Origin of the sequence: Streptomyces erythrochromogenes (genome assembly GCF_036170895.1) — a bacterium.
Taxonomy (GTDB): domain Bacteria; phylum Actinomycetota; class Actinomycetes; order Streptomycetales; family Streptomycetaceae; genus Streptomyces; species Streptomyces erythrochromogenes.
The window spans coordinates 2,476,491-2,498,037 of record NZ_CP108036.1 but is presented as its reverse complement, the minus strand read 5'-3'; the positions used below and the strand labels follow the sequence as shown (position 1 = coordinate 2,498,037).

The window sequence follows — 21,547 nt, the reverse complement described above, 5'->3', positions numbered from 1 at the left end:
GCGATGGGCTTCTACGCCGAACGGATCGTTCCGCGGATCGTCGACCTCGCGTGCGGGGCGCGGACGACCCGGCCGCTCAGGCGGCGCGTCTGCGCCGGCCTGGCCGGGGAGGTGGTCGAGATCGGTTTCGGCTCCGGCCACAACGTCCCCTTCTACCCGCCGGGCGTCACCGGCGTGGCCGCGATCGAGCCCTCCGACCTGGGGTGGAGGCTCGCCGCCGACCGCGTACGGGCCTCGCGGGTCCCGGTGCGGCGGGCCGGCCCGGACGGCCGGTCGCTGCCATTCGAGGACGGCACCTTCGACGCCGCCCTGTCCACATGGACGCTGTGCACCATCCCGGATCCCCTGGCGGCCCTGCGCGAGGTGCGGCGCGTGCTCAGGCCCGGGGGCGGCCTGCACTTCGTCGAGCACGGCCTGGCGCCGGAGGGGGACCCGCGGGTGCGCCGCGCACAGCGGCGGATCGAGCCGCTGCACAAGCGGTTCTGCGGCGGGTGCCACCTCACCCGGCCGACCGTCGAGCTGCTGACCGCCGCCGGCTTCACGGTCACGGAACTCGACGTCTTCTACCAGGAGGGCGCACCGAAGCCCTTCGCTGCGGCGTCGCTCGGCGTCGCGCTCTCGCCCGGGCCCGGCGAATGACGGCTCTGCGGGTGCTCAGTAGGTGACGGTGATCCGCCGGGCCGGTCCGTCCACGCGGATCCGCCCGCCCACGGGGATCACGAGCTGCGGGTCGGTGTGGCCGAGGTCCACGTCGAAGACCGCCATGGTGTCGGGGGCGTACTCCCGCAGCGCGCGCAGGACGGCCGCGCGCTGCTCCTCGCGGTACCGCTCCTTCCGTCCGGCGTCGAACGGGTTCTCGAACGACCAGCTCTTCGCCCTGGCCATCAGCAGCGCGGGGAACTGCCGCAGCAGGCCGCGCTCGCCCATGTTCCGGAGCATCCGGTAGACCTCTTCCGCGCGCGGCATCTCCTCGGAGGTCTCCAGGAAGAGCACGTCGCCGGCGTACGCCTCGGCGGGCAGCACCGCGCGGTCGGCCGCCATCATCCAGGCGAGGATCTCCAGGTTGCCGCCCCAGCCGGCGCCCTCGACCACGCGGTCGTCGTTGTGCCAGGTCCAGCCGTAGGAGCGTTCCATCGGCGGCTCGGACTCGAAGGTGTGCGGGTCCTCCCAGGGGAGGTTGACGTCCCCGTACTCGCCGGACCGGTTGAGCTCGTACGGGCCCGAGGTGAACAGCGCCGCCCGGAGCGAGTCGGCGGTGGCCGGGTGCATGGCGCCGGGCCGGCCGAGCTCGACCATCACCGAGGCGCCGTGGTAGCCGACGATGCCCAGGTTCCGCAGGAACAGCAGGAGGTTGGTGTTGTCGCTGTAGCCGATGAACGGCTTGGGGTTGGCGCGCAGGAGGTCGCCGTCGAGGTGGGGGAGGACGGTGATCTGGTCGTCGCCGCCGATGCTGGCGATCACCGCCTTGATGTCGGGGTCCGCGAAGGCGGCGTGGATGTCCGCGGCCCGCTCCTCGGGCGTCGCGCCCGTCCTCCGCGTGGTCGGGTACTCCACGGGCTCCAGCCCGAAGTCGTCACGCAGCCTGCGCAGCCCCAGTTCGTAGGGGAGCGGGAAGACGCCGGGCAGTCCGGCCGAGGGGGACAGGACCGCGATCCGGTCCCCCGGACGGGGCTTGGGCGGATACAGGAATTCGATCATGTGGCGATCGTATGAGCCCGCACCCGCACGCCGGTGAATTGATCGGCGGGCGGGGCGCTCACGGCGGATCCGCGGTCAGGGGGGCGCGCAGGCGGACGGCGAGGGCCGCGATGTCGTCGTCGAGGCGGCCCCTGCTGTAGCGCAGGAGGTCGCGGTGGAGGGTCGCGAGCAGTTCCTGGGGCGGTGTCGGGGGCTGTCGGCCCATCCAGGCGGCCAGTGGGAAGAACTCGCCGTCGCGGGCGCGTGCCTCGGCGATCCCGTCGGTGTAGAGCAGCAGCAGGTCGTCGGGGGCGAAGTCGAAGCTGTCGATGCTGTACCGGTCGCCGATCAGGTCCGCGAGGCTGAGCAGCGGCGACGGGGTGACCGACTCGAGGGTGCGGAGCTTGCCGCGGTTCAGGAGCAGTGGCGGGGGATGTCCGCAGTTGAGGATGTCGATGCGTCTGCCCTCGTGCGGGATCTGGACGAGCAGGGCGGTGGCGAAGCGCTCCATCGGCCCCTCGGGGGGGAAGGCGGCGTTGTAGCGGGTGCTGCTGGCGTCCAGCCGGCGCGCGACCTCGACCAGGTCCGTCTCGCCGTAGGCGGCCTCCCGGAAGGCGTTGACGATCGCCGCGGCGGCCCCCACCGCGGGCAGGCCCTTGCCGCGCACGTCGCCGATGAGCAGCCTGACCCCGTGCGGGGTGTCGACCACCTCGTAGAAGTCCCCGCCGATGCTCGCCTCCGCCGCGGCCGCGAGGTACAGGGACTCGATCTCGAGCCGGCCGAGGAGGTGGGGCATGGGGCTCAGGACCACCTGCTGCGCCGCGTCGGCGACGAGCCGTACCTGGAAGAGCGTGCGCTCCCTTTGGAGCCGTACGTGGCTCCCGTACGCGGCCGCCACGGTGACCGCGATGATCCCCGCGGCCGTCCACCACGTTCCGAGGTCCGGGAAGACGAAGCTGAGGCCGATCATCAGGATGAGGCAGACGGTCCCGAGCAGGACGGTGGGGAGCACCGGCCACATGGCGGCGGCGAGGGCCGGCGCCGCGGGCAGGAGGCGGCTGAAGGCCATCTCCGGCGGAGTGTTGTATGCCAGGCTGGCGATGACGATGGTCAGGATGACCGGCGACAGCCGCACAAGCCTTCCCGGGCCGGGGCGCCTACGAAGTCGCGGCCGTCCAGACTCGATCACACTTCATAGGATATCTACGTAATGGGGGCATAGCGCTCTGGGCGTGGCGAGCTTGACAGGGAAATCGAACATCCATTCTGATGAGTTATCCACAGCCGAACCGGTCGTGGAGGCGCATTGTCAGTGGCAGGCATTAGCGTCAATGGCGTGAAGCGATCGACTCAAGCAAACCGGGTGGAACCCATGGCAGGCACCGACCGCGAGAAGGCTCTCGACGCCGCGCTCGCACAGATTGAACGGCAATTCGGCAAGGGTGCGGTCATGCGCCTCGGGGACAAGCCGAACGACCCCATCGACGTCATCCCCACCGGGTCGACCGCGCTGGACATCGCCCTCGGTGTCGGCGGGCTGCCCCGCGGCCGCGTGGTCGAGGTGTACGGCCCGGAGTCCTCCGGCAAGACGACCCTGACCCTGCACGCCGTGGCCAACGCGCAGAAGGCCGGCGGCACCGTCGCCTTCGTGGACGCCGAGCACGCGCTCGACCCCGAGTACGCGAAGGCCCTCGGCGTCGACACCGACAACCTCATCCTGTCGCAGCCGGACACCGGTGAGCAGGCGCTGGAGATCGTGGACATGCTCGTCCGCTCCGGTGCCCTCGACCTGATCGTCATCGACTCCGTGGCGGCCCTCGTGCCGCGCGCCGAGATCGAGGGCGAGATGGGCGACTCGCACGTGGGTCTGCAGGCCCGTCTGATGAGCCAGGCGCTCCGGAAGATCACCGGTGCGCTCAACCAGTCCAAGACCACCGCGATCTTCATCAACCAGCTCCGCGAGAAGATCGGCGTGATGTTCGGCTCGCCGGAGACCACGACCGGTGGCCGCGCGCTGAAGTTCTACGCCTCGGTGCGCATCGACATCCGCCGCATCGAGACCCTGAAGGACGGCACCGAGGCGGTCGGCAACCGCACCCGCTGCAAGGTCGTGAAGAACAAGGTCGCGCCGCCGTTCAAGCAGGCCGAGTTCGACATCCTCTACGGCCAGGGCATCAGCCGCGAGGGCGGCCTGATCGACATGGGTGTGGAGCACGGCTTCATCCGCAAGGCGGGTGCCTGGTACACGTACGAGGGCGACCAGCTCGGCCAGGGCAAGGAGAACGCCCGCAACTTCCTCAAGGACAACCCGGATCTCGCGAACGAGATCGAGCGGAAGATCAAGGAGAAGCTGGGCGTGGGCGTCCGCAAGGACAGCGGCGACGAGGCGGCCGCTGCCGCTGCTGCCGCACCCGCCGATGCCGCGGCAGTGCCCGCACCGGCGTCGAAGGCCAAGACGACGGCCAAGGCCGCCGTGGCCAAGAGCTGACCCGTGCGCGAGCAGGAAGGGGGCGGCGGGAGCCGAGGAGGCCGTGAGGGCCGCCAGGAGCTGCCGCCCCAGAGCCCCGAGGAGCAGGCGCGGGCGATCTGTCTGCGCCTGCTCACGGGGAGCCCGCGCACCCGGCGGCAGCTCGCGGACGCCCTGCACAAGCGGGGCATCCCCGACGAGGTGTCGCAGGAGGTCCTCTCCCGGTACGAGGAGGTGGGCCTGATCGACGACGCGGCCTTCGCCGGAGCCTGGGTGGAGTCCCGCCACCGGGGCCGGGGCCTGGCCCGCCGGGCGCTCGCCCAGGAGCTCCGGACCAAGGGGGTGCACGCCACCCTCGTGGAGGAGGCCCTGGGACAGCTGGACTCCGACCAGGAGGAGCAGACCGCCCGAGAGCTCGTGGAGCGCAAGCTCCGCTCCACCCGGGGCCTGGAGCGCGACAAGCGGATCCGGCGCCTGGCCGGGATGCTCGCCCGCAAGGGATACCCGGAGGGCATGGCCCTGAGAGTGGTCCGCCGCGCCCTGGAGGCGGAGGGCGAGGAAGCCGATGACCTCGGATATCCGGGGGAGTGAGCCGCAGGACCCGGGGTGGGGGCAGCCCGATGCAGCACGATGGATGTCAGGGTGTGCGTCGTGGATGAACTGGTGGAGCGTGTCGACGATCAAGACCGTGTGCTGGGGGTAGTGGTCAGTCGCCGGCAGGCCGTCCAGGAGGGCTGGCTGCACCGGGTCGCTGTGACGGTGTGCCGTGATGAGCGTGGGCGGATCCTCGTTCACCGCCGGTCGGAGCAGTTGTGGCGCTTCCCCGGGCTCTACGAGGTCGTGGTCGGTGGTGCCGTGGACGTCGGTGAGTCCTATGAGCAGGCCGCTTCACGGGAGCTGGCTGAAGAGCTGGGTATTCGTGTGCTGCCGCGCCTGCTGTTCACGTTCCTCAACCGCAGCGGTTTGAGCCCTCACTGGCTCGGCGTGCACGAAGTCGTGGTGTCGGATGTGGATGCCGTGGTCCCCGACCCCGATGAGGTCGCCCGGCACAGCTGGCTGACCGAGTTGGAGCTGCGGTCGGCCCTGCTGGAGTGGTGCTTCACCCCGGACAGTCACGAAGCCATCAACCGGTACCTCACGTTCCGGACCGCGCAATCCTGACCTTGCCAGCCCTGGCTCGCTCCCTCTTCCGGGAGGCGAAGGCGGTTGAGTGCGAGGCACCCTGCCCGTACGGGCCGCCGCCGCGCTGCTCGCCGGTCCGCTGTGGCCGGCCGGCCCGAGCGGCCACCCGGCCACCGCCGACCTGCGCGGCAACGCCACCCGGACGGCCTCCGCCGTCACCCCGCTCGCGCTGCTGATCGGCATGACCTGCACCGTGTGCTCGTGGCGGCGGAGCCCGGGTCGGGTGTGCGCCGGGAGCAGCCGGCCGCCGCCGGGTGGCGCTGCGGGTCGCCCCGGTGGGGGTCGCCACGGCGAAGGGATAGGGAGTGTCCTGGCACCGTGCCCGGGGCCCGCACCGCTCAGGTGGTACGGGCCCCGGGGTGATCAGCGGTGCGGCGGCGCTGCACCGGGAACGACGGGGAGTCCGGCCGACTTCCACGCCTGGAAGCCACCGGTCAGGTCGGTCGCGCGGTGCAGGCCCAGGGCGTGCAGCGAGGCCGCGGCGAGACTGGATGCGTAGCCCTCGTTGCAGATCACCACCACCTGGAGGTCGTGGCCCGTGGCCTCGGGGGCGCGGTGGCTCCCCGTCGGGTCCAGGCGCCACTCCAACTCGTTGCGCTCGACCACCAGCGCCCCCGGGATCAGCCCGTCCCGCTCCCGCAGGGCCTGGTAGCGGATGTCCACCAGGAGGGCCCCGGCCGACGAGGCCGCGTAGGCCTCCTGGGCGTCGACGCGCCTGTATCCGGCCCGGACGCGCTCCAACAACTCGTCGATACCTACCGGGGCGCCCGGGTCCGCCTGGCCGCTCACTGCCAGTCCGCCGGACGCTCGACGTGCTCCAGGTGCAGCACGGGACCGCTGCGGCTGTACCGGCGGATCAGCGGCAGCGGCGGGTAGTAGGCGTGCACCGAGACCGCGTGCTCGTCCGGGGACTCGTTGAGGACCTCGTGCACGTGGTGACGTCCGAAGGCCCGCCCGCCGCCCGCCGCGAGCGTGCGGCTGCGGTCGACGCCGGGCGCCAGCTCCAGCGACCGCCAGCCCTCCGAGGGCAGGCGTACGGCCAGCGAGCGCTCCGTGAGCCGGCCGCGGGCGGTGGCGAACGCGCCGAGCGATTCGGCGTGGTCGTGCCAGCCGGTGCCGGTGCCCGGAGGCCAGCCGATCAGCCAGGCCTCGCTGCCGCCGGGCCCGTCGAGGCGGATCCAGGTGCGGCCCTCGGGATCGAGCGGCAGCGAGGCCGTGATCTCGGGGTCTGCCGCGGTGCGGAGGACGAAGTCGAGGAGCTCGGTGGCCGTGGGGCCCCCGGCCCGCACGGGCTCAGGGGTGTACGCGGGTGCGGGTACAGACATGGAAGGTGACCGTTCCTGGGTTCGCGGAAATGCGCGCAGGCCGGTGGGACGGCACGGGGCGCGCGGAGGAAGGGCGAATCAACAGGAAGGGCGACACACGCAGCCCGCGTAGCGGAGCAGGTCCATATGGACCCTCCGCCACAGGCGTACGTCGTTGCCGGTCATTTCGCGAGTCAACCACGCGGGCCCGCGCACGGTCAATCGATCACCACGGTCGGCGTCGGCGTCGGCGTCGTCGAGGGCGCGGGCACCCGGGACGCGGGAGCGCCGGCCCGGACGGCGTCCGCCGCCTCGTACAGCTCCGCCGGGCGGACCCCCGCGAAGGTCGCCGCCAGATGTCCGTCCGGCCGCACCAGCAGCACGGTGTGCGCCGGGGCGCCCGGGTAGCTGTCGGCGACCAGCAGGTCGGTGCGGACCGGCAGGGCGCTCACCGCGGCGGCCAGCCGGGGCATCAGCCCGGCGCCCAGCCAGTGGCGCCGGTCCCACACCCCGGTGCCCGGGGCCACCAGGACCACCAGCAGCCGGCCCTGACCCATCAGGTCGCGCAGCGGCACGGTCGCCCCGTCCGGCGCGGTGACCGGGACGTTCGCCACCGGACCGCCCGGTTCCGTGGCCGTCGGCACCTCGCGTACGGCGATGGGCGGGGCGTACGTCGGCTCCGCGCCCAGCGGCCCCCGGCCCAGGTGGCCGTCGGTGAGCAGGGACTCGGCGGAACGCGAGGCCCCGGGGAGGTAGTTGCGCAGGCCGCCTCCGGACCGCAGGGTCGGCATCGCCTGGTCGGCCGCGCGCAGCCGGGAGGCCACCGCGGTGCGCCGTTCGCCCTCATAGCTGTCGAGCAGCGCCTCGGAGGCGCCCTGGTGCCAGGCCAGGGAGAGCTTCCACGCCAGGTTCTCGGCGTCCCGGAGCCCCTCCTCCACCCCTTGGGTGCCGAGCGCGCCCAGCAGGTGCGCGGCGTCGCCGGCGAGGAAGGCCCGCCCGTCGCGCCAGCGCCGGGCCAGCCGGTGGTGCAGGGTGTGCACGCCGGTGTCGAGCAGGTCGTACGGGGGAGTCGTGCCGCCGCACCACTGCGCGAGGGTGTCGCGGATCAGGGTGACCAGCGCGTCGGGAGTCACCAGCTCGCCGCGGGCCGGGAGCAGCCAGTCCAGCCGCCAGACCCCGTCGGGCAGCGGCCGCGAGGTGACCTCGTGCGGCGCGCTGCGGTGCAGCAGGGCCTCGCCGGGCCAGGGCAGTTCGGTGCGCAGCGCGGCCACGGCGTGGCGCTCGACGGCGGTTCGGCCCGGGAAGCGGATGCCGAGCAGCTTGCGCACGGTGGAGCGGGCTCCGTCGCAGCCGACCACGTAACTCCCGCGCCACCAGGTGGTCTCGGCGCCCACGGTGTGCGCGGTGACGCCCCGATCGTCCTGTTCCAGGGAGTCCAGTCTGCTGTCCCGGACCAGCTGGACGAGGGGGTGCGCGGCGGCGGAGTCCCGCAGTCCGCGCGCCAGCGCGTGCTGTGGGACGTGCAGGGGGGCCGGTTCGTCCTCGAAGGTGATCCGGTGGGCGTCCCGGCCGCGCCGCATGGTGCGCCAGGCCGCGAAGTACGCCCCCTCGTCGCGCAGCGTCGTACAGCGCAGCCGGTGCGCCATGGCCGCGGTGTCCGCGTGCAGGACGACCGTACGGGCGGGCCGGACCTCCTCCTTGGCGGGCCGCTCGTCGAGCACGACGGAGGGCACGCCCGCGCCCGCGAGGGCGAGGGCCAGGGACAGCCCGACGGGCCCCGCGCCGACGACGATCACCGGGTCCATGGCGCGGCTCCCGATGTCCGGTATGTGATCACAGAAGGTATGCAACCCATTGGAGGTGTCTGCGTCAAGTGACACCCGAGGGCGCAACGCAGTGTGGTGCGGCGGATGAGTTCCGCCGCACCACACTGGATGCGCATTACGACTGACCGTACGTCAGACCTCAGGGGGTCGTCGGCCGGGGTGCCGTCAGGCTCCGGCCGCGGTGTTGGCCCCGGGGACCGGGTCGTCGACCTCTTCCGCGCCGAGCACCGCGCCGGTGCTCTTCTTCGATGCCCGCAGCCGCTTCTCCAGCCAGGAGGCCAGAGTGGTCAGGGCGAAGTTCACCACGATGTAGATCAGGGCGATCACGAACATGGTCGCGATGGTGTTGCTGTAGTTCGCCGCGATCTGCCGGTTCATGGAGAGCAGTTCCGCGAAGCCGAGCAGGGCGCCGCCGAGCGCGGTGTCCTTGAGGATCACGACGAGCTGGCTGACCAGGGCCGGCAGCATGGCCGTGACGGCCTGCGGCAGCAGCACGTGGGTCATGGTCTGGCCCTTGCGCAGGCCGATCGCCTTCGCGGCCTCGGCCTGTCCCTTCGGGAGGGAGAGCACGCCCGCCCGGACGATCTCGGCGATGACGGCCGAGTTGTAGAGGACCAGGCCCGTGACCACGGCCCAGAACGGCCGGGTGTCGGAGGGGACGTCCATGAGCTGGGGTGCGTACAGCGCGTTGCTGAACAGCATCAGCATCAGCACCGGGATGGCGCGGAAGAACTCCACCCACGCCCCGACCGCGGCCCGCACCCCGGCGTGGTCGGACAGCCGGCCGATGCCCAGCGCGGCACCGAGCGGGAGGGCGATCACCATGGCGAGCGCGCCGGCCTTGAGGGTCTCCATCAGGCCGGGGATCAGGTACGTGGTCCAGATCTGCCCGTCGGTGACGAAGGGGGTCCACTTGTCGGCGTCGAGCTGGCCCTTCTCGCCCATGAGGGACAGCGCCCACCACAGGACGAGCCCGAACAGGACGACGAAGATCCCGCTGTAGATCCAGTTGCGCACCTTGGCCTTGGGGCCCGGGGTGTCGTACAGCACGGAGCTCATCGCTTCACCGCCACTCGCTTGGCCACCCAGCCCAGCAGCAGGCCGGTGGGCAGGGTCAGAAGGACGAAACCGAGGGCGAAGACCGCGAAGACGGCGAAGACCGCCTGGGCCTCGTTCTCCAGCATTTCCTTCATCAGCAGCGCCGCCTCGGCCACGCCGATGGTCGCCGCCACCGTGGTGTTCTTGGTGAGCGCGATCAGTACGTTGGCGAGCGGTGCGACGACCGCCCGGAAGGCCTGGGGGAGCACGATCAGGGTGAGCACCTGGAAGAAGCTCAGCCCCAGCGCGCGGGCCGCCTCGGCCTGGCCGACGGGCACGGTGTTGATGCCGGAGCGCAAGGCCTCGCAGACGAAGGTTCCGGTGTAGGCGACCAGTCCGAGGACCGCGAGCCGGAAGCCGGTCTCCTTGAACGTTTCGCCGCCCAGGTTGATGCCGAGGGTCTGGCTCAGGCCCAGTGAGCAGCCGATGATCAGCAAGGTCAGCGGCGTGTTGCGCACCAGGTTGACGTACGCGGTGCCGAAGCCGCGGAGCAGCGGGACCGGGCTGACCCGCATCCCCGCCAGGACGGTGCCCCAGATCAGGGACCCGACCGCCGAGTAGAGGGTGAGCTGAACCGTCACCCAGAAGGCTCCGAGCACGTCGTACTGCCCGGAATCAAGAAAATCGAACACGATGCCCTGCGCTCTCCCCAGGATGGCCGGTGAGGTGCGCCGCCGCCCGCGGCAGGCGGGCGGCGACGCCCCTCACCGATGAATCAGCTGCCTTCGGTGATCTGCGGGGCAGGCTCGTTCTTGTAGTTGGCCGGGCCGAGGTTCTTGTCCACGGCCTTCTGCCAGCTGCCGTCCTCGACCATCTTCTTGAGCGCGGCGTTGATCTTGGTCTGGAGCTCCTTGTCGCCCTTCTTCAGACCGATCCCGTAGTTCTCGTTGCTCATGCTCAGGCCGACGAGCTTGAACTTGCCCTTGTTCTTCTCCTGCGCCGCGTAACCCGCCAGGATCGAGTTGTCCGTGGTCAGGGCGTCGACGGCCTTGTTCTCCAGGCCGGTGAGGCACTCGGAGTAGCCTCCCTGCTCCAGCAGGTCGGCCTCGGGGGCCAGGTTCTTCTTGACGTTCTGCGCCGAGGTGGAGCCGGTGACCGAGCAGAGCTTCTTCTTGTTCAGGTCCTCGACCTTGGTGATGCTCGTGTCGTCGGCGCGGACCAGCAGGTCCTGGTGCGCGAGGAAGTACGGGCCGGCGAAGTCGACCCGCTCCTTGCGCTTGTCGTTGATCGAGTAGGTCGCGACGATGAACTTGACGTCGCCGTTGGAGATCAGGTTCTCGCGCTCGGCGCTGACGGCCTGCTTGAACTCGATCTGGTCGGGCTGGTAGCCGAGCTCCTTGGCGACGTAGGTCGCCACGTCGACGTCGAAGCCCGTGAACTTGCCGTCCGGGGTCTTCAGGCCGAGACCGGGCTGGTCGAACTTGATACCGACGACGATCTTGTCCTTGGCGCCACCGGAGGCACCGCCGTCACTGGCGGCGTCCTTCTTGCTGCCGCCACACGCGGTCGCGGTCAGGGACAGGGCTACGGCGACGGCCGCGGCCGCAGCGGCCTTGGAGATCTTCATGGTGAACTTCCCTCGGATGAGACGTTGTTGAACGACGAGCGACGCTTACGGCGCACGCACGGCCGACAGGAACCGTTCCGGCAGTGATCCGCATACGGATGACTACCAGACGTAAACCTCAGTGGTGCAGGATCTTCGACAGGAAGTCCTTCGCCCGATCACTGCGCGGGTTGCTGAAGAACTGCTCGGGGGTGGCCTCTTCGACGATCTTTCCGTCGGCCATGAAGACGACCCGGTTCGCCGCGGAGCGGGCGAAGCCCATCTCGTGCGTGACGACGACCATGGTCATCCCCTCACGGGCGAGCTGCTGCATGACCTCCAGCACCTCGTTGATCATCTCCGGGTCGAGGGCCGAGGTGGGCTCGTCGAAGAGCATCACCTTCGGCTCCATCGCCAGAGCCCGGGCGATCGCCACGCGCTGCTGCTGGCCGCCGGAGAGCTGCGCCGGGTACTTGTCGGCCTGTGTGCCGACGCCCACCCGCTCCAGCAGGGACACCGCCTTCGCGTGGGCCGTGGCCTGGTCGATCCCGCGGACCTTGAGCTGGCCCAGCATGACGTTCTCCAGCACCGTCTTGTGCGCGAAGAGGTTGAACGACTGGAACACCATGCCGACGTCGGCACGCAGACGGGCGAGCTCCTTGCCCTCGGAGGGCAGCTCCTTGCCGTCGAGCGTGATGGTGCCCGAGTCGATGGTCTCCAGACGGTTGATGGTCCGGCACAGCGTGGACTTGCCCGATCCCGAAGGACCGATCACCACGACCACCTCGCCGCGGGCAATGCTCAGATCGATGTCCTGAAGCACGTGCAGCGCGCCGAAGTGCTTGTTGACGTTGCTCAGCACGACCAGGTCGTCCGCGGTACCGGCCGCGTCCTGAACGTCCTTGGTCACTGATACTCCGCTCATCGGCTTCTAGCTCCGTCCTCCTCGGTTGGGAGGACAGTAGTGACGTCCCGCGCACAACGTCATCACATCTGAGGGAGAATTGAGCATAACGATCCGGCCTCTTCCGGATACGCTCCGTGCGCGGCACCGGCGTGGTCGATCATGTGCGCGTACCGGGTGCATAACGGAAGGCGCGCCGCGGCGGAACCCTCTTGACGTGGGACTCCGCATGGGCGTGGATGCAGGGTGGCCTTTTCTGCGGCCATGCGCGCGGCACTGACCAGCCGCGGAGTCGAGAGAGAAGAGGAGAGGGGGACGACATGAGGCTGCTGCTCGTCGAGGACGACGACCACGTCGCCGCCGCCCTGTCCGCGATCCTCGCCCGGCACGGCTTCCAGGTCACCCACGCCCGCAACGGCGAAGAGGCCCTCCAGGCGCTGCTGCCCGCCGGCGCCCCGCCGTTCGGCGTGGTCCTGCTCGACCTCGGCCTGCCCGACCAGGACGGCTACGAGGTGTGCGGCAGGATCCGCAAGCGCACCGCCACGCCCGTCATCATGGTCACCGCGCGGGCCGACGTACGCTCCCGCATCCACGGCCTGAACATGGGAGCCGACGACTACGTCGTCAAGCCCTACGACACCGGCGAGCTCCTCGCCCGCATCCACGCCGTCGCCCGGCGCACCGGAGCCTCCGAGGAGGCGGCCGCCACCGGAACCGGTGCTCCCACCGTCGTCCGCCTCGGCCCCGTCAGCATCGAGCTGCCCACCCGCCGGGTCAGCGTGGACGGCACCGACGTACCCCTCACCCGCAAGGAGTTCGACCTGCTGGCCCTGCTCGCGCAGCGGCCCGGCGTCGTATTCCGCCGCGAACAGATCATCAGCGAGGTGTGGCGCACCAGCTGGGAGGGGACCGGGCGCACCCTGGAGGTCCACGTCGCCTCGCTGCGCTCCAAGCTGCGCATGCCCGCCCTGATCGAGACCGTCCGAGGGGTGGGCTACCGGCTCGTCGCCCCGACCGCCCCCTAGGGAACTCCTGCCGTGCGCGCACGTCTGCTCCCGCTGCTCGTCATCCTGATGGCGGGGACGCTCCTCGCGCTCGGCTTCCCGCTCGCGGTGTCCCTCGCCGCCGGGCAGCAGCAGCGGGTCGTGGTCGACCGCATCGACGACAGCGCCCGCTTCGCCGCCCTCGCCCAGTTCGTCATCGACGCCCAGGGCTCCGGTTCCACCGGCGCCGCCGAGCGCCGGGACCTGCTCCAGCTCGAACTCGCTCGCTACCAGGAGCTGTACGGCATCCGCGTCGGGGTCTTCCTCCGCGACGACAACGCCCTGGCACGCTCCCCGGGCTGGTGGCAGCTCCCGCGGTCCGGTGAGGGCCACAAAGCCCTCCAAGAGGCGCTCGCCGGGCGGCGCAGCCACGACCCGCCGCAGGTGTGGCCCTGGCAGACCGACGGAAGGCTGCTCGTCGTCTCCCCGGTCGTCCTCGACGGCGACGTGGTCGCGGTCGTCGCCACCGAATCGCCGACCGACCTCATGCGCGGCCGGATCCTGAAGGGCTGGCTGCTCATCGCCGGCGGCCTCGCCGCCGCCATGCTCGTCGCCTTCGGCGCCGCCCTGCGGCTCACCAGCTGGGTGCTTAAGCCCGTGCAGACCCTGGACGCCGCCGCCCACGGCATCGCCACCGGGCGGATGAACTCCCGTGTCGCGGCCGCCAGCGGCCCGCCGGAACTCCAGCGCCTGGCCCACTCGTTCAACGAGATGGCCGACAACGTCGAAGAGGCACTGGAGCAGCAGCGGGCGTTCGTCGCCGACGCCTCGCACCAGCTGCGCAACCCGCTCGCGGCGCTGCTCCTGCGCATCGAGCTGCTGGCCCTCGAACTGCCCGAGGGCAACGAGGAGATCGCCTCCGTACGGACCGAGGGCAAGCGCCTGACCCAGGTCCTGGACGATCTCCTCGACCTCGCGCTGGCCGAGCACGCCTCCGCCGAGATCAGCCTCACCGACATCGGCGCGCTGGCGGCGGAACGGGTCGCCGCCTGGCGGCCGTACGCCGAGGAGAAGGGCGTACGGCTCACCGAGACGGGCCGGACCGCCGTCACCGGCTGGGCCGATCCCATCGCCCTGTCCAGCGCGCTCGACGCCGTCATAGACAACGCCCTCAAGTTCACGCCCGCCGGCGAGGCGGTCGAGGTGTCGGTCTCGGCCGAGGGCCGCTCGGTCCGCGTGGTCGTCGCCGACCGCGGCCCCGGCCTCACCGAGGACGAGCTGCAGCGCATCGGCGACCGGTTCTGGCGCAGCGGCCGCCACCAGAACATCAAGGGCTCCGGGCTCGGCCTGTCGATCTCCCGGACCCTGCTCGCCGCGGGCGGCGGGACCCTCTCCTACGAGACGAACCCGCCGCACGGGCTGCGGGTGACCGTGGCCGTCCCGCGCACCGGCCCCGAGGCCCCCTGACCCTGACCCCTGCCGGGTTACGGCTCCCAGGGCAGGACCGCGCGGGCCGGCGCGGACGCCGCGTACAGCTCGTCGACGGCCCGTACCTCGAAGACGGCCGCCCGCTCCCGGCCCGCGCGCGGGACCTCGGGCAGGTAGAGGGCGGTGCCGCAGGTCCCGCCGAGGAAGCGGCGGACGCCGCCGGGGAGCACCCGGTGAACCTCGTGGTGGCGCGGCCGCCCGCCCGCACCGGCCGCCGCCCGCCAGGACAGGCGGAGCCAGGCCCTGCCGTCCTGGCGGGCCGCGGCGTCCACGGCCGCCGCGGTGGGCGGGGCCGGACGCCGGCTGCGGGTGCCGTCGTGCACCGACAGGGCGCCGAGCCGCCACACCACCGGCTTCCCCGCGGGCGCGGTGATCCGTACGGCCAGGGCGTACGCGGTCCTGCCCGCCAGCGGTGCGAGCGCGGCCCGTGCCGTACGCCAGCCCGCCCCGGCGTCCGCGCTGCCGGCCCGCAGCCAGGTGTACGGGACCGGCCCGCCCGGGGCGGACGGCTCGCGGGTGGCCACGCCGACCTCGACCGTGACCGGACCCGACCCGGTCGCGTGCACCAGTTCCACGACGCTCGCTCGGGTCAGCGGCAGCCGCGTGGAGTGCAGGCCGACGGCGACCGGAGCCGTCAGGACGCCCGAGACCAGCAGGCTGGAGCCGCCGCGCCAGGCGTCCGCGAAGTCCAGGGTGACGGACGGACGCCTTCCGGCGGTGTCCACCACCCAGCGGCGGCCCGGCAGCCGGTCCTGGAGCCCGAGGTGGTTCCAGGGGGTGTCGGAGGCGGTCCGGCCGTTCTCGTACCAGCGCAGTCCGTGTCCGGTGTTGAAGGAGCAGGCGAAGGGGAGCCCGGTGACGGTGGACCGGTCGGCGACCGCCGTCGCGGGAGCCCGCCAGGAGCTCTCGGGGGCGGGCCGGGCCGGGTCCAGGGACTCGCCCGTCCAGAACCGGTCGTCCGCGTGGTGGAAGGCGCCGGGGGAGCGGTCGGTGAGGTGGTTGCGGGTCCACTCGGGCCGGTAGAAGCCGTAGCTGACGACGTGGTCGCGTGTCCGCGGGACGATCGCGTCCCAGCGGACGTCGGCGTTCCAGCCCCGCGACTCCGTGTCCACGGCCGCCCACAGCTCGTGGCGGGAGCGGCCCAGCCGGTCGGCGAGCGCGCCCGAGGCGGCCAGCGTCTGCGGGGTCCAGCGGAAGTCCACGAACAGCGTGTCCGCGACCTTCCCGGCCCGGTCCTCGTAGAACTCCTGGTTGAGGGCGTTCAGGGCGCCCTGCCAGCCGACCCGGCCCGTGCTGTTCATGGCGTCGTACCAGGTGATCCGCAGGCCGTGCGGCTCGCCCGCCGCCCGCAGGGCCCGGAGGAACTCCCGCGTCCGGGTGGCGAGGGCGCTGTCGCCTCCGTCGGTCTCGGCGTTGACGAACCAGCCGTCGAAGCCGTACGCGCGCGCCACCCGGACGAGCTGCTCCGCGATCGGGAAGCGGCCGAGGGAGTCGCGCTGCACCAGGTCGCGGGTCCACTGCAGGTCGCCGCCGTAGGCCACGGGCGGCAGGAACACGTTGCCCAGCACCCGGACCCCGTTGCGGTGGGCGGCGTCGACGACCGGTGCGTTCGGGGCCAGGACGATCCCCTCGCCGGCGGAGCCGCCCCAGAAGACCAGCTCGTCGATGTACGCCCAGTGCGTGAGCGCGTAGTAGTCGGCGGTGGGGGAGCCCTGCGAGGGGTTCCCGGCGGTCGGCGCGAAGGACACGAGGGAGGCGATCCGGGCCTGGCCGGCGCGGGCGGTCCCGTTGGCCGGGACAGGGGTGAACCGCTCGGCGAGCGGCACGGTCGCGGTGTTGTGGGCCAGATCGGGGTCGTCCTCGGGGGTCCACCGGCTGAGCGAGCGCCACACGATCCCGGGGCCCGGGGCACCCGCCGGGAGGGAGTCCGGGAACCAGTAGGAGGCGTACGGGGCCAGGCCGCCCGGGTCGGGCTCGGGCACGGGCGCCGTCGGCCCGGCGGGGGCCGCGGCCCGCGCGCGGCCGGCCACGCCCAGCAGCGCGGCGGCGCCGGCCCCGGCGGCCAGCACTCTGCGCCGGGTCGGGCGTAACGGGACGGGCGGCGTACGGGGATCGACGCCGTGGTCGGTCTCGGACATGCGGGGCTCCTCACGAGGGGTCGGGGTCCGGGCCTGTCGGTTCGGGGCGGGCAGGCCCGGGCGAGTGGGTCCGCGTCACAGCACGTCGCGTACGCGCAGCACCTCGGTGATGCCGCGCGCCGCCAGATGGGCCGGGTCCTCGGCACGCTCCGCCCGCACCACGGCGGGGCGCGCCCCCCGGGCCGTCAGCACGGTCCAGGCGTCGAAGAAGGCGCCGCCGGGGGCGCACACGGAACGACCGGGGGCGCGCTCCGCCACGCCCACGCCCACGTCCACGGCGAGCGCGGTGGAGCGCGGAGCGGGCCGGTGCGCGCGTCCGCGCCACTCCTTGGCGATCCGGGCGAGGGCGGCGCCGACCGGCTTGGTCCTGCCGTCGTTGGTGAGCAGGCCGAGGCCGTACTCCAGCTCAGGGAAGTCGGCGAGCTCCCGGGACACGTCGTGCGAGCACCACCAGGTCACGCCCCACAGGTCCGGGCAGTCCAGCGCGTTCACGACCGTGGCCTCGGTGAACCGAGCCGCCTCCTCCGGCCCGATCAGCGGCGCCGGGGCGCCGGCCTCCTGGAGCCACACCGGCCGGTGCGGGTCCGGAGCCCAGGCCTTGGAGAGCTCGATGAGGTACGCGGCGTGGTGCTCGGTCGCCGTCCCGCGCGCGCCGTGCCGCTGCGCGGTGCCGTCGAACACCCAGGAGTGGACGGCGGTCGCCCCGCCCAGCCCGGCGGCCTGGGCGGGCGTGAAGGGGTGGTCGTCCCGGTACCAGACGGCGTCGTACTCGGCGTGCAGGTGGAGCCGGCCGGGCGCCCCCCGCTCGCAGGCGGCGAGCATCCGCTCCAGCCAGTGGGCGGCCTGCGCCGGGGTGATGCGGTCGGGGTCGGGGTGCGGGGCACCGGAGAACTGGTTGATCTCGTTGCCGACGGTCATGCCCAGGAAGTTCGGCCGGTCGGCGAGGGCCGCGGCGAGCGTACGCAGGTACTCCTCCTGCCCGGCGACGACGTCGGGGTCGGTGAAGATGTTGCGCCGGTGCCAGGTCCGGGTCCAGGCGGGCAGGAAGTCGAAGCTCGACAAGTGCCCTTGCAGACCGTCGACGTTGACGTCGAGCCCGCGGTCGGCGGCCGCGTCCGCGAGCGCGACGAGCTGCTCGACGGCACGTGGTCGGATCAGCGTGCGGTTCGGCTGGAAGACCGGCCACAGCGGGAACACCCGGACGTGGTCCAGCCCGAGCGCGGCGATCGCGTCGAGATCGGCCCTGACCGCGTCGAGGTCGAAGTCGAGCCAGTGGTGGAACCAGCCCTGGGCCGGCGTGTAGTTGGCACCGAAGCGGAGCGCGTGATCCTGCACGAGGCGTCCTGGGGTTCTGGAGTCTGCACGAATTCACCGGACGGCCCACAAACTGCCGGTGCGGATGCGGAAAGTCAACAGGGCCTCAAGGTGACCTACTTATGCGCTTCAGTCCAGTCGGGGCAAGGGGTCTGTTCTGAACTGCCGTAGCGACTAATGCGGTTTAGCTCTGGTGAAGATCAGGGAAGTGTGCAGAAATGGACAGCGGATTTCCGGTCATGGCGGCCGGCCGCTGCGGCCCTTCGCGCCTGCCGGGACCCTCACCGGGTGCGGTGGCCGGGGCTGTCCGCCGCGGCCGGATCGCGTACGGTCCGGCCAGTGCGTCCGCAGTCCCAGTCCGCAGTCCGCAACCCGTACCGCCCGAAGGATGGATGAGGCAGGCCATGGTCCGCAGACCCACGATCAAGGACATCGCCAGACGGGCCGGAGTGTCGGAGAGCGCCGTCTCCTTCGCGCTCAACGACCGGCCGGGCGTCTCGAAGGACACCCGGGCCCGGATCCGCTTCGTCGCCGAGGAACTCGGCTGGCAGGCCAACAGCGCCGCCCGCGCCCTGTCCGGCGAACGCTCCGGAGCCGTCGGGCTCGTCCTGGCCCGCCCCGCGCACACCCTCGGCGTCGAGTCCTTCTTCCTGCAGCTCGTCTCGGGCATCCAGGAGGTCCTCGCCGCGGCCCGGACCGCCCTGCTGTTCCAGGTCGTCGAGGACGTGGACGCCGAATGCGCGGTCTACCGCCGCTGGTGGGCCGAACGGCGGGTGGACGGCGTGCTCGTCGTCGACCCGCGTACGGGGGACCCCCGCCCCGCGCTCCTGGCGGAGCTGGGCCTGCCCGCGGTCACCATCGGCGAGCCCGGCCCCCCGGCCGAGCCCGCGCGGGTCCCCGGGCCCGCGAAGGTCCCCGGATCCTCGGCGGTCCCCGCCCCTGCGCCCGTCTCCTCGGTCCGGGCCGACGACGCGGGTGCGATGGCCCAGGTCCTGGAACACCTCCACGGGCTGGGCCACCGCCGGATCGTCCACATCGCGGGGCTCCCCGGCCTCGCGCACACGGTCCGCAGGATGGAGTCCCTGCGGGCCGAGGCCGAGCGCCGCGGCCTCGGCCCCGACCACGTGCGCTCGGTGGTCACCGACTACTCCGACGCCGAGGGCGCGGCCGCCACCCGCCGGGTCCTCGCCCAGCCGCAGGCCCCGACCGCGCTCGTCTACGACAACGACGTGATGGCCGTCGCCGGCAGCGCGGTCGCCGCCGAGCTGGGCATCCCCGTGCCGGACCGGCTGTCGATCGTCGCCTGGGACGACTCCGCGCTGTGCCGGGTCACCCACCCCCGCCTCACCGCCCTCGTCCGCGACACGGCCGGCTTCGGAAGGCTGGCCGCCGAGGAACTCCTGTCCGTACTCGCCGGGGGTCCGCCCGGGGTCCGCGAGAGCGAGCGACCGAGGCTGGAGCCCCGCGACAGCACGGCGCCGCCCCCGGCGCATACTGATTCCTGACCCCTTCCTGGAGCCGCCACCGTGATCACGCCCACCACCCCGTCACCCACACAGCGCGCCGCCGCAGCGGCCGCCGGACCGACGGTGGCGATCGACATCGGCGGCACGAAGATCGCCGGGGCGCTGGTGCAGCCCGACGGCACGATGACGGCCACCACCCGTCGCCCCACCCCGCGCGGAGTGGACGCCGAAGGCGTCATGGCGGCGGTCGCCGAGGTCGTCGCCGACCTGTCCGGGTCACCGCTGTGGTCTTCCGCGGTCCGCTGCGGGATCGGCAGCGCCGGCCCGGTGGACACCTCCCGGGGCACGGTCAGCCCGGTCAACATCGGGGCGTGGCGGGACTTCCCCGTCCAGGAGCGGATCGCGGCGGAGCTCGCGGCGCGCGGGGCCGAACTGCCGACCGTACTGGCCGGTGACGGGGTGGCGATGACCGCGGCCGAGCACTGGCTGGGGGCGGCCCGCGGCTACGCGAACGCCCTGTGCATGGTGGTCTCCACGGGCGTCGGCGGCGGCCTGATCCTGAACAACCAGCTTCACCCCGGTCCCACCGGCAACGCGGGCCACATCGGCCACATCAGCGTGGCCTTCGACGGCGAGCCGTGCGTCTGCGGCGGCCGCGGCTGCGTCGAGTCGATCGCCTCCGGCACGGCGATCGCCCGCTGGGCCCGTGAGCAGGGCTGGACCCCGTCGGCGGGCTCCGGACCGGGCGGTTCCGGCGGCCCGGACGGCGCCGACGGCCCGGGCACCGCGCGCGACGCCACGGCGGCGGGCGTGGCCGCGGCCGCCGCGCAGGGGGACCCGATCGCACTGGCCGCCTTCGACCGCGCCGGCCGCGCCCTGGCCGCCGCCATCGCGGCCAGCGCCACCCTCGTGGAAACGGACATCGCGGTCCTCGGAGGCGGAGTGGCCGCCGCGGGGGACACCCTCTTCGGCCCGATCCGCACCCACCTCGCGCAGTACGCCACGCTCTCCTTCGTCCAGGAGCTCCAGGTGGTGCCGGCGACCCTGGGCACCCACGCGGGCCTGATCGGCGCGGCCGCGGCGGCGACGATGCTGCTGCCCCCGTCCGCGTCCTCGGAGCCCTCGTCCGCGCCCGCCCCCACCGCGTGAGCGTCAGGGCTTGACGGACCGGTAGTACCGGCCGGCTCCCTCGTGGAGCTCCAGGGGATCGGTGTAGATCGCCGTGCGCAGGTCCACCAGCTGCGCCGCGTGCACCGCGCGCCCGACCTTGTCGCGGCTGGCGATCACCGTCCGGGTCAGCTGCTCGGTCAGCCCGGGGTCGGTCTTGGCCGTGGTCACCAGCAGGTTCGGCACGGCCAGGGTGGTCACGGCGCTGGTGTTGCGCGTCCGGCTGTACGCGTCCTGCGGCATGACGGCCGTCCGGTAGTAGCGCGCCGGGCTGCCGCTCTCCTGGAGCTCCTCCACCAGGTCGCCGAGCTGCACGAGCCGGATGTCGAAGCGCTCGGACAGCTCCTTCACCGCGTTCGTCGGCAGGCCGCCCGACCAGAAGAAGGCGTCGATCCGGCCCGCCTCCAGCTCGGTCGGCATGGTGTCGATGCCGATGGACACCGGCGTGATGTCCAGAATGGGGTCGATGCCGGCCGCGGTGAGCAACCGCTCCGTGACGAGCCGCACCCCGGAACCGGGCTGGCCGATCGCCACCCGCTTGCCCCGCAGGTCCCGCGCCGACTGCACCGGGGACCCGGCCGGCACCACCAGCTGCACGTAGTCGTCGTAGAGCCGCGCGCATCCGCGCAGCAGGTCCGCGCCGGGCTTCCCGTCGAGCCGGTACTTGGCGACCGCGTCCGCCGTGGCCACGGTGAAGTCCGCCTCACCGGTGGCCAGCCGCTTCAGGTTCTCCTGCGAGCCCTCGCTGGTCATCAGCGTGACGTCCACCCCGGGCATGTCCTGCCAGAGCGCCTGCTGCAGGAGCTGTCCGTACCGGTGGTAGACACCGGTCCGCGCGCCCGTGCTGAAGGTCAGCTCGCCCTCCGGCCGCGACTCCCCGAAGGGCTTCAGCCACCACGTGAGGACGCCGAGCACGGCGAGTACGGCCACCAGGACCCGCAGGGCGTGGCGCCTGCTGATCCGGGGCGGTACGAGAGGCATGGGCGC

The 21,547-nt window shown here is 72.5% G+C and carries 21 protein-coding genes; 8 read left to right on the top strand and 13 right to left on the bottom strand.

Annotated features, from left to right (window positions below):
- The first annotated feature begins 3 nt into the window (after nt 1–3).
- Nucleotides 4–639 carry a class I SAM-dependent methyltransferase gene (locus OHA91_RS11065; RefSeq protein ID WP_328739190.1) on the top strand — a complete coding sequence of 212 codons (636 nt, stop codon included), beginning with the start codon at nt 4–6 and terminating at the stop codon, nt 637–639.
- A gap of 15 nt (nt 640–654) precedes the next feature.
- On the opposite strand, the gene OHA91_RS11060 is transcribed toward OHA91_RS11065, so the two are convergent.
- Both OHA91_RS11060 and OHA91_RS11055 read right to left on the bottom strand, forming a co-directional pair.
- A complete protein-coding gene (locus OHA91_RS11060) occupies nt 655–1,698 on the bottom strand; it encodes a S66 family peptidase (protein ID WP_031146370.1) in 1,044 nt (347 codons plus the stop codon).
- A 58-nt stretch (nt 1,699–1,756) separates the two neighbouring features.
- A complete protein-coding gene (locus OHA91_RS11055) occupies nt 1,757–2,812 on the bottom strand; it encodes a PP2C family protein-serine/threonine phosphatase (protein ID WP_328739189.1) in 1,056 nt (351 codons plus the stop codon).
- A gap of 237 nt (nt 2,813–3,049) precedes the next feature.
- Between OHA91_RS11055 and recA the strand changes: the two genes are divergently transcribed.
- From recA to OHA91_RS11040, 3 genes are read left to right on the top strand one after another with little or no spacing between them, the layout of a single operon-like run.
- On the top strand, nt 3,050–4,165 hold the full coding sequence (gene recA, locus OHA91_RS11050; protein ID WP_031146374.1) for a recombinase RecA: 1,116 nt from the start codon (nt 3,050–3,052) through the stop codon (nt 4,163–4,165).
- A 3-nt stretch (nt 4,166–4,168) separates the two neighbouring features.
- Nucleotides 4,169–4,735, top strand: coding sequence for a recombination regulator RecX (gene recX / locus OHA91_RS11045; protein ID WP_031146376.1), 567 nt, complete (start codon nt 4,169–4,171; stop codon nt 4,733–4,735).
- Nucleotides 4,736–4,774: 39 nt separating this feature from the next.
- Complete coding sequence (locus OHA91_RS11040) at nt 4,775–5,305, top strand: NUDIX domain-containing protein (protein WP_266492061.1); 531 nt, start codon at nt 4,775–4,777, stop codon at nt 5,303–5,305.
- 384 nt (nt 5,306–5,689) lie between these two features.
- Here the strand turns inward: OHA91_RS11040 and OHA91_RS11035 are convergent, their stop codons facing one another.
- From OHA91_RS11035 to OHA91_RS11000, 8 genes are all read right to left on the bottom strand, one after another.
- Nucleotides 5,690–6,115 carry a rhodanese-like domain-containing protein gene (locus tag OHA91_RS11035; RefSeq protein WP_266492064.1) on the bottom strand — a complete coding sequence of 142 codons (426 nt, stop codon included), beginning with the start codon at nt 6,113–6,115 and terminating at the stop codon, nt 5,690–5,692.
- Nucleotides 6,112–6,651 (bottom strand): cupin domain-containing protein, encoded by a 540-nt coding sequence (locus tag OHA91_RS11030; protein ID WP_031146382.1) that lies wholly within the window; start codon nt 6,649–6,651, stop codon nt 6,112–6,114. The genes OHA91_RS11035 and OHA91_RS11030 overlap by 4 nt, the downstream gene beginning before the upstream one ends.
- A gap of 78 nt (nt 6,652–6,729) precedes the next feature.
- Nucleotides 6,730–6,816, bottom strand: coding sequence for a putative leader peptide (locus OHA91_RS11025; RefSeq protein WP_311318651.1), 87 nt, complete (start codon nt 6,814–6,816; stop codon nt 6,730–6,732).
- Nucleotides 6,817–6,848: 32 nt separating this feature from the next.
- Nucleotides 6,849–8,435 carry an FAD-dependent monooxygenase gene (locus tag OHA91_RS11020; protein WP_328739188.1) on the bottom strand — a complete coding sequence of 529 codons (1,587 nt, stop codon included), beginning with the start codon at nt 8,433–8,435 and terminating at the stop codon, nt 6,849–6,851.
- Between the two features lie 186 nt (nt 8,436–8,621).
- Nucleotides 8,622–9,515 (bottom strand): amino acid ABC transporter permease, encoded by an 894-nt coding sequence (locus OHA91_RS11015; RefSeq protein ID WP_031146386.1) that lies wholly within the window; start codon nt 9,513–9,515, stop codon nt 8,622–8,624.
- Nucleotides 9,512–10,186: an amino acid ABC transporter permease gene (locus OHA91_RS11010; protein WP_030961980.1), complete on the bottom strand. Its 675-nt coding sequence runs from the start codon at nt 10,184–10,186 to the stop codon at nt 9,512–9,514. The genes OHA91_RS11015 and OHA91_RS11010 overlap by 4 nt, the downstream gene beginning before the upstream one ends.
- An 83-nt stretch (nt 10,187–10,269) precedes the next feature.
- The gene (locus OHA91_RS11005; RefSeq protein ID WP_031146389.1) at nt 10,270–11,121 is read right to left on the bottom strand and encodes a glutamate ABC transporter substrate-binding protein; all 852 of its coding nucleotides are present in this window, start codon (nt 11,119–11,121) and stop codon (nt 10,270–10,272) included.
- Nucleotides 11,122–11,239: 118 nt separating this feature from the next.
- Nucleotides 11,240–12,025 (bottom strand): amino acid ABC transporter ATP-binding protein, encoded by a 786-nt coding sequence (locus OHA91_RS11000; RefSeq protein WP_031146391.1) that lies wholly within the window; start codon nt 12,023–12,025, stop codon nt 11,240–11,242.
- Between the two features lie 299 nt (nt 12,026–12,324).
- Between OHA91_RS11000 and OHA91_RS10995 the strand changes: the two genes are divergently transcribed.
- Nucleotides 12,325–13,029, top strand: coding sequence for a response regulator transcription factor (locus tag OHA91_RS10995; RefSeq protein ID WP_031146393.1), 705 nt, complete (start codon nt 12,325–12,327; stop codon nt 13,027–13,029).
- 12 nt (nt 13,030–13,041) lie between these two features.
- Nucleotides 13,042–14,454, top strand: coding sequence for a sensor histidine kinase (locus OHA91_RS10990; RefSeq protein ID WP_328739187.1), 1,413 nt, complete (start codon nt 13,042–13,044; stop codon nt 14,452–14,454).
- 17 nt (nt 14,455–14,471) lie between these two features.
- Here the strand turns inward: OHA91_RS10990 and OHA91_RS10985 are convergent, their stop codons facing one another.
- A complete protein-coding gene (locus tag OHA91_RS10985; protein WP_328739186.1) occupies nt 14,472–16,613 on the bottom strand; it encodes an endo-beta-N-acetylglucosaminidase in 2,142 nt (713 codons plus the stop codon).
- A gap of 75 nt (nt 16,614–16,688) precedes the next feature.
- Complete coding sequence (locus OHA91_RS10980; RefSeq protein ID WP_328739185.1) at nt 16,689–17,948, bottom strand: glycoside hydrolase 5 family protein; 1,260 nt, start codon at nt 17,946–17,948, stop codon at nt 16,689–16,691.
- A 371-nt stretch (nt 17,949–18,319) separates the two neighbouring features.
- Here OHA91_RS10980 and OHA91_RS10975 point away from each other — a divergent pair, with 371 nt between their 5' ends.
- On the top strand, nt 18,320–19,432 hold the full coding sequence (locus tag OHA91_RS10975) for a LacI family DNA-binding transcriptional regulator (protein ID WP_328739184.1): 1,113 nt from the start codon (nt 18,320–18,322) through the stop codon (nt 19,430–19,432).
- 84 nt (nt 19,433–19,516) lie between these two features.
- The gene (locus OHA91_RS10970) at nt 19,517–20,542 is read left to right on the top strand and encodes an ROK family protein (RefSeq protein WP_328741119.1); all 1,026 of its coding nucleotides are present in this window, start codon (nt 19,517–19,519) and stop codon (nt 20,540–20,542) included.
- A 3-nt stretch (nt 20,543–20,545) separates the two neighbouring features.
- Here OHA91_RS10970 and OHA91_RS10965 read toward each other — a convergent pair whose 3' ends face one another.
- Nucleotides 20,546–21,541, bottom strand: coding sequence for a TAXI family TRAP transporter solute-binding subunit (locus OHA91_RS10965; RefSeq protein ID WP_328739183.1), 996 nt, complete (start codon nt 21,539–21,541; stop codon nt 20,546–20,548).
- Nucleotides 21,542–21,547 lie beyond the last annotated feature (6 nt).